Here is a 12,043-nt window from a genome sequence, read left to right on the forward strand (position 1 = left end):
CGCATGAAACCATTGATCTTGAATGTGGCTGCCTTGCTGGCGCTGTCGACCGCCGTTCCCGCCATGGCCGAAGTGGTCGTGGTGGTCAATCCGAAAAGCGCCGCTGGCGCCATGACGAATGAACAGGTGGCGCAATTCTTCCTCGGTAAATCGACGGCCATGACGCCGATCGACCAGCCGGAAAGCGCCCCCGTGCGCGCCGAGTTCTACAAGAAGGTGACGGACAAGGAACCGTCGCAAGCGAAGGCCCTGTGGTCCAAGCTGGTCTTCACGGGCAAGGCCACCTTGCCGAAGGAAGTGGCCAACAGCGCCGACGTGAAGAAGGCCGTGGCTGCCGATCCGAAAGCCATCGGCTATATCGAAAAGAGTGCCGTCGACGCCAGCGTCAAAGTGGTGCTGACGGCGCCATAAAGCCGGCCCGGGCCGCACGCCATGCGGCGGCCCGATAATTCATCAGAATCAGGAGACAGCAATGAGCATCAAACGCAAGATATGGGCGCTGCCTGTCGTCTCGGCCGTGATTTTCGGGCTGGGGCTGGCCGTCAGCGCCTACCTGTCCACGGCCACGCTCAATTCCATCCACGCCACGGAAAGCGCCGACTATCCCGTGCTTGACCTGGCCAAGTCGCTGACCCTGGACGTGGCCGCCGTCGCCGACGCCCTGCGCGATGCCGTCAGCGAAGGCGACAAGGAACGCATCGGGCAAGTCGGCGGCCAGGCTACCAAGCTGCACGCCAGGCTGGGCGACTTTGCGGCGATCCCCGGCCAGCGCGAGCACGGTGCGCGGCTGGCCAGGGAATTCGATGCCTACTATGCGCCGGCCCTGAGCGCGGCGCGCATTATGCTGGAAATGGAAGAGGGTGACCCGCAGGCGACCGTGGCGCGCATGCAGGGCGCGCTGGCGGTGCTCAATGCCGACCTGGCAAAGACCAATGAACAGGCGCAAGCGCAGTTCAGGCAGGGCATAGAACGCAGCGCTGCCAATGTGCGCAATGCGCTCAATACCAGCATCGCCGTAGCGCTGGCCGTCATCGTTTGCCTGGTGGCCGTGTCGCATTTCGTCGTGCGCGCCATCTGGCAGCAGCTGGGCGGCGAACCCGAATATGCGCGCCAGATCGCGCGCGCCGTGGCCGATGGCGACCTGTCGATGCACATCGTGACCGAGGCGGGCGACCAGGACAGCCTGCTGGCGGCGCTGAAGGACATGCGCGCCAAGCTTGGCAGCATGGTCTCCGATATCAAGGCGTCGGCCGAAACCATCCAGGTGGCCAGCGCGGAAATCGCCCAGGGCAATGCGGACCTGGCCGCGCGCACGGAATCGCAGGCGGGCAGCCTGGACCAGACGGCGCGCAGCATGGACAGCCTGACTTCCACCGTGCGCGACAACGCCGCCAACGCGGGCCAGGCGCATGCGCTGGTGGTGTCGGCATCGTCGGTTGCCGTGAAGGGCGGGCAGGTGGTCAGCCAGGTGGTCACCACCATGGGCGAGATCAACGATGCATCGAAACGCATCGTCGACATCATCGGCGTCATCGACGGCATCGCCTTCCAGACGAACATCCTGGCCTTGAATGCGGCCGTGGAAGCGGCGCGCGCCGGCGAACAGGGGCGTGGCTTTGCCGTAGTGGCGTCCGAAGTGCGCAACCTCGCGCAGCGCAGCGCGGCAGCGGCGCGCGAGATCAAGCAATTGATCGGCGATTCGGTGGCCAGGGTGAATGTCGGCTCGAAGCTGGTCGACGAGGCGGGTCTGACCATGGGCCAGATCGTCGATTCCGTGAAAAAGGTGGCCGACATCATGGCCGAGATCAGCGCCGCCAGCCAGACGCAGAGTGCCGGCATCGGCGACATCGGCGTGGCCATCGGCAGCATGGATCAGATGACGCAGCAGAATTCCGCGCTGGTGGAAGAAGCGTCGGCGGCGGCTGAATCGCTGCAGGAACAGGCCGTGCAGCTGGGCACGGCGCTGGCCGTGTTCAAGCTGGCGCAGGGTGCTGTGTCGGATTACGCGCTGCGCGCTAATCCGACCTACCAGGTATTGGCGTATGCGTAGGTTGGATTAGCGCAGCGTAATCCAACACAGGAGCGCCGGCTTACGTGCGCAAGCCGAACGGATCGTCGATGCTGTGCGCCGGTTGCGTGAACCAGCGCGGTCCGTTTTCCGTCATATAAAAATGGTCTTCGTGGCGGATGCCGAATTCGCCGGGGATGCAGATCATCGGCTCGTTCGAGAAGCACATGCCCACGTCGAGCGGCGTCGTGTCGTTGCCCACCAGGTAAGGCCACTCGTGGATATCGAGGCCGATGCCGTGGCCCGTGCGGTGCGGCAGTCCGGGCAGCTTGTAGCCGGGGCCGTAGCCGTCCGCTTCCAGCGAGACGCGCGCGGCGCGGTCCACGTCGCCGCACGGTACGCCCAGCCGGGCGGCCGCGAATGCGGCTGCCTGCGCGGCCTTTTCGCTGTTCCATACGCTGCGCTGGCGCTCGCTGATCTGTCCGAAAACATAGGTGCGCGTGATGTCGGAGATGTAGTTCATCACCTGGCAGCCCGTGTCGATCAGCACCGTGTCGCCCGCCTTCAGGGTTTGCACGTAATTCACGCCATGCGGATAGGCGGTCGCCTCGCCGAACAGCACGATGCAGAAGTACGAGCGGGGCGCGCCCACTTTGCGGTGCGCGCGCTGGATGAATTCTTCCACTTCCACCGTCGTGATGCCTTCGTACAGCATGCTGGCCGTGGCCACGTGCACGGCCAGGGTCATGTCCATCACGCGCTGCATCAGGGCGATTTCCGCCTGTGATTTTCTGCTGCGGCAGTACGCGGTGACGGTGCGCGCGTTTTCCAGCGCGTAGCCGGGCGCCAGCGGCTTGATGCCGTCATAGATGAAGAAGGCGGCGCTTTCGCAGATGCCCACGCGCGGCGGCGCGGCCGCATCCTGGGCGATTCCCATGCGCGCCAGCACGTCGACGAACAGCTGGTACGGGCTTTCATGCTCTTCCCAGCAATTGACCTTGCCCTCGATGAGCATGAAGCCTTGCAGGGTGCTTTCCTCGAAGGCGGGAGCGATGTATTCGATGTCGCCGCTGGCCGGCAGGATGGCGCCCACCATGCGTTCGCTGGCATACCATTTGGTGCCCGTGAAATAGGTGAGGTTGGCGCCCGCGTTCAGGTAGATGGCGGCGATGCCCTGTTCGCGCATGAACGCTTGCGCCTTGGCGATGCGCTGCGCATGTTCCTCCTTGCCGATGGCGACCATGCCGCCCGTCATGTCCGACAGCGATGCCAATGCCTGTTCGATGGAAGTGCCACCTATGCTCATGCCTGCTCCTTTGCTCGATGCTGAATATGGAATGCGGGCATGATATCAGTTCGCGCCTTTCGGCTTGAGGCCGGGCGCGCCGCCAGCCGCATCGGGCGGAGCCAGCACCAGGTCGTGCGGATACGTGAAGTGCCAGTCCGCGTAGCGCTGCTTGCGGCGCAGGCTGGCGTCTTCGTCAAGAAAGTTGTCCTGCTTGATGGGCAGCTGCGGCGACAGCGAATGGATGCCGACGATGCGTCCCTCCTGCCGCAGCACGCCCCATTCCGCCTTGCCCGTGATGGGGTCCGCATACAGGCGGCGCAAATGGCGCCGGGCGTTGGCAAAGCGCGGGTCGCGCAGCAGTTCCTGCAGGGTCAAGGGATAGCGGGGCCGCCCGTCGGCCGGCGTGCTGTCGTAGTAGCGGCCCAGCGCGTTGCGGAATTCATGACCGATGAACAGCAGCTCGCGTTCCTTCTCGCGCCGCGCGGCCGTGGCAAACAGTTCGCCGGCCAGCACCAGGCCCACGCCCATGAAGGCCACCAGCATCAGGGTCCAGATGTAGGCGAAACCCGCCGCCCGCCGCCGCACTCTCCTAGAGCTGTTCAAAGGGGATGCCCTCGCGCGTCTTGCCCTTGGCGCCGCTGCGCACGTCGGCCACGCCGCCGATCTCGCCATTGGGCGAAGGGATCAGCTGCCAGGTGGCCGCCGACTCCGTGACAGGGTCCAGCGGCACGCTGCGGAAGTAATGGTGGGTCACCAGGTCGTCCAGCGCAGCCGGGTACTCTCCCTTGTCGGCATAGTATTTATCGAGGCCGCTCCTGAGCACCTGCAGGTTTTCCTTCAGGGCGACTTCCTTCGATTTTTCCACCGAGCCGAAATAGCGGGGGATGGCGATCGTCAGCAGCAGCGAGATGATCGCCAGCACCACCAGCAGTTCGACCAGGGTAAAGCCGCGGCGTATGGTCGGGGTATGCATGGCCGTCACCATTGATTGAGCGGCACGCCGTTCAGGCCCGCCTTGGTCGAGCGCGAGGCGACGTCGAACACGTCTTCGCCTTCGCTGGGATTGTCGGGCGGCGAGGCATACGCGCGCTTGCTCCAGCTGTCGGCGGCGCTGCCGGCTTCCCTGGGCTGGAACGGGTCGCGCGGCAGGCGGCGCAGGAAATAGATGTTCTGTTTTGATGGACTGCGCTGGTCGGGCACGCCCTCGACCAGTTCCTCTAGTTTTTTGGGATAGCCCGATGCGCCCAGCGACAGCTTGATGCGGCCATTGTCCGACGCGCGCTTGTAGGCGTCGATCGCTTCGCGCATCTCGATCAGGGCGCTGCGCAATTGCTGCTCCTTGGCCCGTTGCAAGGCCACCTGCGCCATCGGCACGGCCACCGTGGCCAGGGTCGCCATGATGGCCAGGGTGATCATCAGTTCGATGAAGGTAAAGCCTTTATGCTTCACTGGCCACCTTTGCTTGTCTTGTCGGCGGCGGGCGCCTCGTCGCCGCCCGTCATGGGCGAGCCGGCGCGCGCAGGGGCTTGCTCGGGTGCGGCGATGGCTTCCGGCGTGCCGCCCACGCTGGCGCGGCCGCCCACGGACGCCTCGGTGCCGGAATTGAATTCAGCCGTCATCAGGTCCGGGCGGCGGATGCTGCGCAGCAGGCGCGGCGTGATCGACAGCACGATCTCGCTGCGCATGGCGTCATCCTTCTGGCTGCCGAACAGGCGGTTCAGCACGGGCAGTTCGCCCACGCCGGGTACCTTGTTGGCCGTGCCCCGGTCTTCGTCGCTGATCAGGCCCGCCAGCACCTGCGTCTCGCCATCTTTCAAACGCAACACGGTCGAGGCGCTGCGCGTGCCGATCTGGTAAGCCTGCGTGCCCGTTTTGCTGATCACTTCCTTGACGACGTTCGATACTTCCAGGTTGATCTTGATGGCCACTTCGTCGTCCAGGTAGACGTTCGGTTCCACGTCGAGTTTCAGGCCCACGTCGATGTAGTTGACGCTGTCGGAACTGACGCCGTTATTCGTCGTGACGGTAATGACGGGCACGCGGTCGCCGATGAGGATCTTCGCCTTTTCCTTGTTGCGCACGCGGATGCGCGGGTTGGCCAGGATATTGCTGTCGCTGTCCGTCTTGTTGGCGTTGAGGGTGACGCCGCCGATGCCCAGGTTGATATTGTCGCCATTGATGCGGTGCAGGTCCGCCACCTTCAGGCCGCCCAGGCCACCCGTGCTGCCTGCGACGCCGGCCAGGGTCAGGCTGGCCTGGTCGGGCCAGCGCACGCCCAGTTCCATCAGGCGCGTGCGCTTGACTTCCAGCACCTCGACTTCCAGCATCACTTCCGGGTCGGCCAGGTCCTGCACGTTGATGATGCGCTCGGCCATGCGCACCATTTCCGGCGTATCGCGCAGCATGATGATGCCCAGGCGCTCGTCGGTGACGACATCCTTGGCCTTGAGCAGGGTCTTGATGGAGAACGCCACCGTCTTGACGTCCGCATTGGCGAGGAAAAAAGTGCGTACCACCAGCTGCTGGTAATCCTTCACCTTTTGCGGCGTGTTCGGGTAGATCGTGATCGACTTGTCGCTGGTGACGCTTTGCTCGAGCTGGTTGGCGCCCAGCAGCATGGCGATCGCTTCTTCGATGCTGGTGTCGCGCACGGAAATGGTGGCGCGCAGGGCCGGGTCGACCTCCTTGTCGAAGACAAAGTTCAGGCCCGACACCTTGCTGAGAAGATCGAACACGGAGCGCAGGGGCGCGTCGCGAAATTCCAGGGTCACGGGTTTGCGGTAGGCAGCCGCCAGCTTGCCGCCGGCCGGACGGCTTTTGGCCAGCTCGTCGCCGATGCGACCTTTCAGGGCCAGCGCCTCGCGCTGCGCGGGACGCTCCTGCAGCACCTGGCGCAAGGCTTCCTGCGCCTGCGCGACATTCGCTTCGCCGCCGCGCTGGTAGCTGGACTGCGCCTCCTGCACCAGCTTGCGGTGCCGTTCATCCTGCGCCACGCCGGCCAGGCCCCGCTGCGCCACGTCGTTGCTGGCGTCCAGCGCCAGCGCCTGCTGGTACAGCGCTTGCGCTTCGGGCAGCTTGCCCTGCTGGCGCAGCGCCTCGGCGCGGCTATTGAGGTTGTTCAGCGCGCGCATCCTGCCGTTGGTGACGGCGATGCGGTACTTGGCGTTGGTCGGTTCGGCCTGCGCCGCCTGTTCCAGCAGGGCCAGGCCCTGTTCCGTGCGGCCGGCGCCCAGCATGGCCTGGCCGTCGGTATAGGCCTGGTTGCCGGCGCAGGCGGCCAGCAGGGACAGCATCGGCAGCAGGGTGATGCCAGTACGTGGTGTGCGTCGTTTCAATTGATATCCCCTACGGCGAGTGTCTGTTTCAGGTTGAGCGGCAGATAGGTAAATTGCAGGGCGCCCTGCACCACGCCGTCGAAGCGGTAACGCTCTTCGAGCGTGTCGCCGGGGCGCGCCACCACGTTGCGTTCGCCCGCCTGCAGGAAATAGGCGGCCTTGCCTTCGTCGACGAAACGGCCAAGGAACTGGAAGGGCAAAGGCGGCGGTGCGTTCGCGTCGACGGCGGCGACAGTGCGCGTGGCCTGCGCCGCCTGCTGGTCGAGCATGATCTTTTTCGGTGTCTCCGGTTGCCAGCTTTGCTTGGCGAACAGGGTGGCCGCTTCTTCGTCGTCGAGCACCCGGCGCGGTTCGATGGCCAGCGCGCGATTGGCTGGCGCAGCGGCAGTGGCGACGACGAGGGGCGCGACCGCCACCCGTTCCACCTGGCGCGGCGTGGCTGTGGCCGGCCCGACGATGCTGCCTTCGTCCTCCGGGGCGAAGAGGGCGGCCAGCAAGGTTGCCACGGCGGCGGCTCCCAATACGGCTTTTTTCATCGGCGCGCCTCCGGCTTCTTGACCAGCAGGATGAACTGGATGCGCGCATCGATCTCGCCCGCTTCGATCTGCTCGCGTTTGAACAGCACGGAGTCGAGCGTCAGCGTGGGCAACGCTTGCAGGGCGTCGACGATAAAGGTCTGCAGCTGCGCGTATTCGGCCTTCACGGGCAAGGTGATCTGGTAGCGCAAAAAGGCCGTGTTGCCGTCTTCCTGCGGCTTGTAGTCGGCCTTGGCCAGGGTGACGCCGCTCTTTTGCGCCACTTCCAGCAAGGCCTTCAGCTGCTCGGGAATGCTGTCGTGCGCGGGCAGGTAGGCGTGAAAGGCGGCCAGGCTGTCGGCGTCGGCATCGAGCGTGACGGGCGCCGGCGGCAGCGCCGCCTGTTTCGCCATCACGGTCAGTTGCGCGCGCAATGACTGCTGGCGTCCCGCCAGCGCGTCGCCCTGCTGCACGGCGACGGCGGCCAGCGCCAGGCAGGCCGCGCCGATGGCGCTGGGCCAGCCCAGCATGCGCCACAGACGCTGCGCTTCCCACGCCATGCGCGGCGGCATATGCAAGTGGAGGCGTGCGCGGGCCACGGGTGTGCCGGCTTTTAACACGGGTTTTATTGCCGCCATTGCGCCTCCAGCTGAAAACGGTAAGGGTGTGCGGGCGCGTTCGCGTTACTGTTCATCTCGTGCTTGAGCAGATACACGGAACTGAACATGGGCTGCTGGTTCAGGAAGGCCAGGTAGTTGAGCATGTCTTGCGGGGTTTCCGCCTCGGCGGCGATTTTCAGCACGCTGGCGCCTTCCTGTCCCTGCTGCGCGTTCAGGTCCAGCCCCAGCAGGGCCACGCGCACGTCGCGCGGCGCCTGCACCGTCCTGACCAGGCGCGTGACGGGCAGGTTGAGCTGGCGCACGGCGGCCGCCACCTGTTTCAGTTCGAGGTCGCGCTCGCGCTGCTGGTTCGCCGAGAGGGGCGCACGCACGGGACGCGCCGGCTGCAGCTGCGCCAACTGCACTTCCAGGCGCCGCGTTTCCTGCGCCTGCACCAGCCAGTACACGGCGGCCGGCAGCAACAGCAAGCCGCCCGCCAGGCACAGGGCCAGGCGCCAGCCCTGGAACGTCCGCGCGGCGCCGGGCGGCAGGAATTCCAGGCGGCTCAGGCCCATGCGGTCTCCCGCATCAGGTGGGCGGGGCCGGCCACGGCGATGGGCGCGAAGCGTTCGGGCACGTTCGCCTGCGGCGCGCCGCTCAAGTCGATCAGGGCCACGTGGTCGATGGCGTCGAGCTGCGGCGCGCGCAAGTTCCAGCGCCGCCATGCCCGATCCAGTTCGTCGCCCCAGGCCGCGGCGCAGGACTGGCTGTGCAGGGCCGTGATGCGTCCGCCGCTCGTCGTTGCCAGCAGCAGCCGTCCCGTTTCCACCAGGGCGAAGGCGGCGGGTTTTTCCCCGGCGATGCTGCGCCAGGCCGGCCCAGCGATCGGTTCGATGGACAGGCAGCGCCGGCCATGCGCGGCGGCCGCGTCCTGCACGCCTTGCAGCAGGGCCGCATCGATGCCGCAGGCCAGGCGCGGCGTGCCGTACGGGGCATCGTCGGCGGCCAGGCGCCAGGTCCGCGCGCCCTCGCCATACACGGCGCCGAACTGGCTGTGCAGGAAGCGCTGGGCGCTGCTCCGGTCGAGCAAGGCGCCGCTCCACGGTACCATCAGCATGGCGCACCAGCGGCTGGCCAGGCTGACGGCCAGCGGCATTTTTTTGCCGCCATCGTGTTCGAGCCAGCCGCGCAGGGCGGCCAGCGCCACTTCCCAGCTGGCGTCGGGATTCGCAATGGGCAGGTGGAAGGCGCTGTCGGGCAAGGGGCGGCCGGCGCGGCGCAGCACGCCGTGCAGCCCGTGCGGGGCCAGGTGCAGGCACACGGTGGCGCGGGCAAGGCGTTCAATAAGTGACACGATTGAGCTCCGCTAAAGTGGTTTCGCCGCGCCGCACCAGGTCCAGGCCTGCTTCGCGCGCCAGGCGAAAACCGTTGCGCGCCGCTTCTTCTTTCATCTGGCTCAGGGGCGCGCGCGTGCAGATCATTTCGCGCATCGTATCGCTGAGCATCAAGACCTCGGCGACGGCCTTGCGGCCCTTGTAGCCGGTGCCGCGGCAGTGGCCGCAGCCCTTGCCGGCCATGAATTGCCAGTCCTGCACCTGATGCAGGGCCAGGCCGCTGTCGCGCAGCTGCTGCGCGTCGGCCAGCACCTCGGCGCTGGCGTCGACGGCGCAATGGGCGCAATTGAGGCGCAGCAGGCGCTGCGCCACGATGCCGTTCAGGGCCGCCGCAAAGCTGTAGGCATCGACGCCCATGTGCAGGAAGCGGCCGACCACGTCGAACACGTTGTTCGCGTGCACGGTGGTAAATACCAGGTGGCCCGTGAGCGCGGCCTGCACGGCGATCTGCGCCGTTTCATCGTCGCGGATTTCGCCGATCATGATCTTGTCGGGATCGTGGCGCAAGATGGAACGCAGGCCGCGTGCGAACGTCAGCCCCTTCTTTTCGTTGACGGGAATCTGCAGCACGCGCGGCAGCCGGTATTCGACGGGGTCTTCGATGGTGACGATCTTGTCGCGTCCCGTGTTGATTTCCGTGATGGCCGCGTACAGGGTGGTGGTCTTGCCGGAACCCGTGGGCCCCGTCACCAGCAGCATGCCGTGCGGCTTGGCGGCCAGGCGGCGGATCTGTTCGATGGCATCCTCGTTCAGGCCCAGGCTTTCCAGGCGCAGCGCCTGCGCCGCTTCCGTCAGCGCGCGCCGGTCGAGCAGGCGCAGCACGGCATCCTCGCCAAAGATATTGGGCATGATGGAGACGCGGAAGTCGATCTCCGCCCCCTTCACGCGCACCTTGAAGCGGCCATCCTGCGGGATGCGCCGCTCGGCGATGTCGAGGTCGGCCATCACCTTGATGCGCGAGATGATCTGTTCGGCCATCTGCAGCCCCTGCACCTGGCCCGCCTGCACCAGCACGCCGTCGACGCGGTACTTGATGACCAGGCTGGCCACGTCGCATTCGAGGTGGATGTCGCTGGCCTGGAATTTCAGGGCGTCGTAGATGGTGGAGTTCACCAGTTTCACGACCGGGCTGCTGTCTTCGCTGATGCGGATCAGGGAGATGTCTTCGATGCTCTGGTCGAGTCCTGGCACGTCATCCCCGTGCTGCATTTCCTGCATCGCCTGCTGCACGCTTTCCTGCTGCTGCAGGTAGGCGGCCAGGTCGTCCGGGTGCGCCAGCGCCACCGTGAAGGGCGTGGACAGGGCGAAGTCGGCCCATTGCAGCAGGTCCTCGCTGAAGGGATTGCCGATGACAAGCACGGGCGGCGCGCCCGGGGCATCGGGCTGCAGCAGCACGCAGTCGCGCTGGGCGCAATCCGTGTAGGGCAGCAGGGCAAAGGCGGGCAGGGCGGCCTGCAGTTCGGCCATCGTCCAGGCCGGGTAGCGGAACAGGGCGGCCAGCTGGCGCAAAAACACTTCGGGCGGCAGGGCCGCCGTTTCCTGCAGCACGGCCATCTGCGGACGGCCCTGTTCCAGCGCACTGGCGTGGGCGCGGCGCAGCATGGCCGCATCGAGCACGGCCCGTTCTTCGTCGCGCGCGTTCATGGCAAGCTCCTCATGGTAAAACCGTCAAGATAAGCTCCCCGCCAGTTCAAAGATCGGCATGTACATCAGCACCACCACGCCGCCGATCACGACGCCGATGATGGTCATCAAGAGTGGCTCGAGCAGGCGCGAAGCCCAGTCCACCCAGCGGGCGAATTCCTCGTCGTGGAACTTGGCCGAGCGTTCCAGCATGTCGCCCAGGCGGCCCGTGTTCTCGCCCACCTTCAGCAGCGATTGCGCCACCGGCGTTGCCATGCCGGCCTGTTCCAGCGCGGTGGAAAACGGCATGCCTTCCTGCACCGCGCGGCGCGCCTGCGTCAGCTGCTCCTGCTGCGCCGGCAGCAGCATGGGGCCGACCATGGCCAGCGCCTTGTGCAGCGGGATGCCCGCGTGCAGCAGCAGGCTCAGGGCGCGGTAGAAGCGGGCCAGGCGGAATTCGGCCGCCTTCTCCGCCAGTACGGGCAGGCGCAAGAGGCGCAGCACCAGCGCCATGCGCATGGCGCGGTTGGCGATGCCGAAGACCACGGCACCGACGGCCGCGGCCAGCGCGCCGGCGCACAGCAGCGGATGCGCGGCCAGGGTCTGGCCAAAACCGAGCAGCATCTGCGACATCCAGGGAATTTCGCGGCCCGAGCTTTCGTAGACGACGCTGAATTTGGGCACCACATAGCCGAGCAGGAACAGGGTCACCAGGCCGCCGACGACGAGCAGCATGCACGGGTAGATGGCGGCGGAAATGAGTTTTTTGCGGATGGCGTCGAACTGCAGCTGGTAGGCGACGAAGCGGGCCAGCGCCTCGGGCAGGTTGCCCGAGCGTTCGGCCGCGTGCACGGTGGCGATGTAAATGTCGGGGAAGATGTCGGGGAAATCGGCCAGGGTGTCGGAGAAGCTTTGTCCCTGCTGCAGGGTGAGCACGATGGCGGCCAGGGTGGCCCTGGCGCCCGCGCGCGTTTCCTTGTTGTGCAGGGTGGCCATGGCCTCGCCCAGGTTCAGGCCCGCTTCGAGCAGGGCCAGCAGCTCCTGGCTGAATTGCAGCAGGGGCAGGCCCTGCTTGCCGGGGCGGACCACGGCGCCCGCGTCCGGCGCGGCGCCGTCATCGACGGCCAGCACGCGCCAGCCGCCGCGCACGGCCGCGCGGATCGCCTCGGCCTCGCTGGCGGCGTCGATGGCCAGCGCCTGGCTGCCCGCCGGACCCTGCACCTGGAGGTGGAACTGCATGGCCGGCTCAGGCGAGCATGGTGGCAGGCGTAAAAATGGACA

The 12,043-nt window shown here is 66.5% G+C and carries 13 protein-coding genes; 2 read left to right on the forward strand and 11 right to left on the reverse strand.

The genetic code is table 11. The annotated features are described in order from the left end of the window. The first annotated feature begins 3 nt into the window (after positions 1-3). Both CSQ95_RS08465 and CSQ95_RS08470 read left to right on the forward strand, forming a co-directional pair. A complete protein-coding gene (locus CSQ95_RS08465; RefSeq protein WP_070224256.1) occupies positions 4-411 on the forward strand; it encodes a hypothetical protein in 408 nt (135 codons plus the stop codon). A gap of 61 nt (positions 412-472) precedes the next feature. Further along, positions 473-2,050: a methyl-accepting chemotaxis protein gene (locus CSQ95_RS08470; protein WP_099409155.1), complete on the forward strand. Its 1,578-nt coding sequence runs from the start codon at positions 473-475 to the stop codon at positions 2,048-2,050. Between the two features lie 40 nt (positions 2,051-2,090). On the opposite strand, the gene CSQ95_RS08475 is transcribed toward CSQ95_RS08470, so the two are convergent. From CSQ95_RS08475 to CSQ95_RS08525, 11 genes are read right to left on the reverse strand one after another with little or no spacing between them, the layout of a single operon-like run. Beyond that, positions 2,091-3,314, reverse strand: a complete 1,224-nt coding sequence (locus tag CSQ95_RS08475; protein ID WP_099409156.1) for a Xaa-Pro peptidase family protein — start codon at positions 3,312-3,314, stop codon at positions 2,091-2,093. Positions 3,315-3,359: 45 nt separating this feature from the next. Beyond that, a complete protein-coding gene (locus tag CSQ95_RS08480) occupies positions 3,360-3,899 on the reverse strand; it encodes a type II secretion system protein (RefSeq protein ID WP_257217989.1) in 540 nt (179 codons plus the stop codon). After that, the gene (locus CSQ95_RS08485) at positions 3,886-4,269 is read right to left on the reverse strand and encodes a type II secretion system protein (protein ID WP_257217990.1); all 384 of its coding nucleotides are present in this window, start codon (positions 4,267-4,269) and stop codon (positions 3,886-3,888) included. Before CSQ95_RS08485 ends, CSQ95_RS08480 begins: the two co-directional genes overlap by 14 nt. Before the next feature lie 5 nt (positions 4,270-4,274). Then, positions 4,275-4,745, reverse strand: coding sequence for a type II secretion system protein (locus tag CSQ95_RS08490; RefSeq protein ID WP_257217991.1), 471 nt, complete (start codon positions 4,743-4,745; stop codon positions 4,275-4,277). Further along, the gene (locus CSQ95_RS08495; protein WP_257217992.1) at positions 4,742-6,631 is read right to left on the reverse strand and encodes a secretin and TonB N-terminal domain-containing protein; all 1,890 of its coding nucleotides are present in this window, start codon (positions 6,629-6,631) and stop codon (positions 4,742-4,744) included. Before CSQ95_RS08495 ends, CSQ95_RS08490 begins: the two co-directional genes overlap by 4 nt. After that, a complete protein-coding gene (locus tag CSQ95_RS08500) occupies positions 6,628-7,167 on the reverse strand; it encodes a hypothetical protein (protein WP_099409159.1) in 540 nt (179 codons plus the stop codon). Before CSQ95_RS08500 ends, CSQ95_RS08495 begins: the two co-directional genes overlap by 4 nt. Further along, positions 7,164-7,784: a type 4a pilus biogenesis protein PilO gene (pilO, locus tag CSQ95_RS08505; protein ID WP_099409160.1), complete on the reverse strand. Its 621-nt coding sequence runs from the start codon at positions 7,782-7,784 to the stop codon at positions 7,164-7,166. The genes CSQ95_RS08500 and pilO overlap by 4 nt, the downstream gene beginning before the upstream one ends. Further along, the gene (locus CSQ95_RS08510) at positions 7,772-8,320 is read right to left on the reverse strand and encodes a hypothetical protein (RefSeq protein WP_099409161.1); all 549 of its coding nucleotides are present in this window, start codon (positions 8,318-8,320) and stop codon (positions 7,772-7,774) included. Before CSQ95_RS08510 ends, pilO begins: the two co-directional genes overlap by 13 nt. After that, positions 8,311-9,099: a hypothetical protein gene (locus CSQ95_RS08515; protein WP_143449920.1), complete on the reverse strand. Its 789-nt coding sequence runs from the start codon at positions 9,097-9,099 to the stop codon at positions 8,311-8,313. The genes CSQ95_RS08510 and CSQ95_RS08515 overlap by 10 nt, the downstream gene beginning before the upstream one ends. Then, positions 9,086-10,783, reverse strand: a complete 1,698-nt coding sequence (locus tag CSQ95_RS08520) for a GspE/PulE family protein (protein ID WP_099409163.1) — start codon at positions 10,781-10,783, stop codon at positions 9,086-9,088. The genes CSQ95_RS08515 and CSQ95_RS08520 overlap by 14 nt, the downstream gene beginning before the upstream one ends. Positions 10,784-10,807: 24 nt before the next feature. Beyond that, a complete protein-coding gene (locus CSQ95_RS08525; RefSeq protein WP_099409164.1) occupies positions 10,808-12,001 on the reverse strand; it encodes a type II secretion system F family protein in 1,194 nt (397 codons plus the stop codon). Positions 12,002-12,043: the final 42 nt, after the last annotated feature.

The sequence above is a fragment of the Janthinobacterium sp. BJB304 genome, assembly GCF_002735765.1.
GTDB lineage: Bacteria > Pseudomonadota > Gammaproteobacteria > Burkholderiales > Burkholderiaceae_D > Janthinobacterium.

Excerpts from the sequence above, each read along its gene's own strand:
- CSQ95_RS08475 (WP_099409156.1), bottom strand. The coding sequence starts at position 3,314 with ATGAGCATAGGTGGCACTTCCATCGAACAGGCATTGGCATCGCTGTCG.
- pilO (WP_099409160.1), bottom strand. The coding sequence starts at position 7,784 with ATGGCGGCAATAAAACCCGTGTTAAAAGCCGGCACACCCGTGGCCCGC.
- CSQ95_RS08465 (WP_070224256.1), top strand. The coding sequence starts at position 4 with ATGAAACCATTGATCTTGAATGTGGCTGCCTTGCTGGCGCTGTCGACC.
- CSQ95_RS08485 (WP_257217990.1), bottom strand. The coding sequence starts at position 4,269 with ATGCATACCCCGACCATACGCCGCGGCTTTACCCTGGTCGAACTGCTG.
- CSQ95_RS08525 (WP_099409164.1), bottom strand. The coding sequence starts at position 12,001 with ATGCAGTTCCACCTCCAGGTGCAGGGTCCGGCGGGCAGCCAGGCGCTG.
- CSQ95_RS08520 (WP_099409163.1), bottom strand. The coding sequence starts at position 10,783 with ATGAACGCGCGCGACGAAGAACGGGCCGTGCTCGATGCGGCCATGCTG.
- CSQ95_RS08470 (WP_099409155.1), top strand. The coding sequence starts at position 473 with ATGAGCATCAAACGCAAGATATGGGCGCTGCCTGTCGTCTCGGCCGTG.
- CSQ95_RS08510 (WP_099409161.1), bottom strand. The coding sequence starts at position 8,320 with ATGGGCCTGAGCCGCCTGGAATTCCTGCCGCCCGGCGCCGCGCGGACG.
- CSQ95_RS08500 (WP_099409159.1), bottom strand. The coding sequence starts at position 7,167 with ATGAAAAAAGCCGTATTGGGAGCCGCCGCCGTGGCAACCTTGCTGGCC.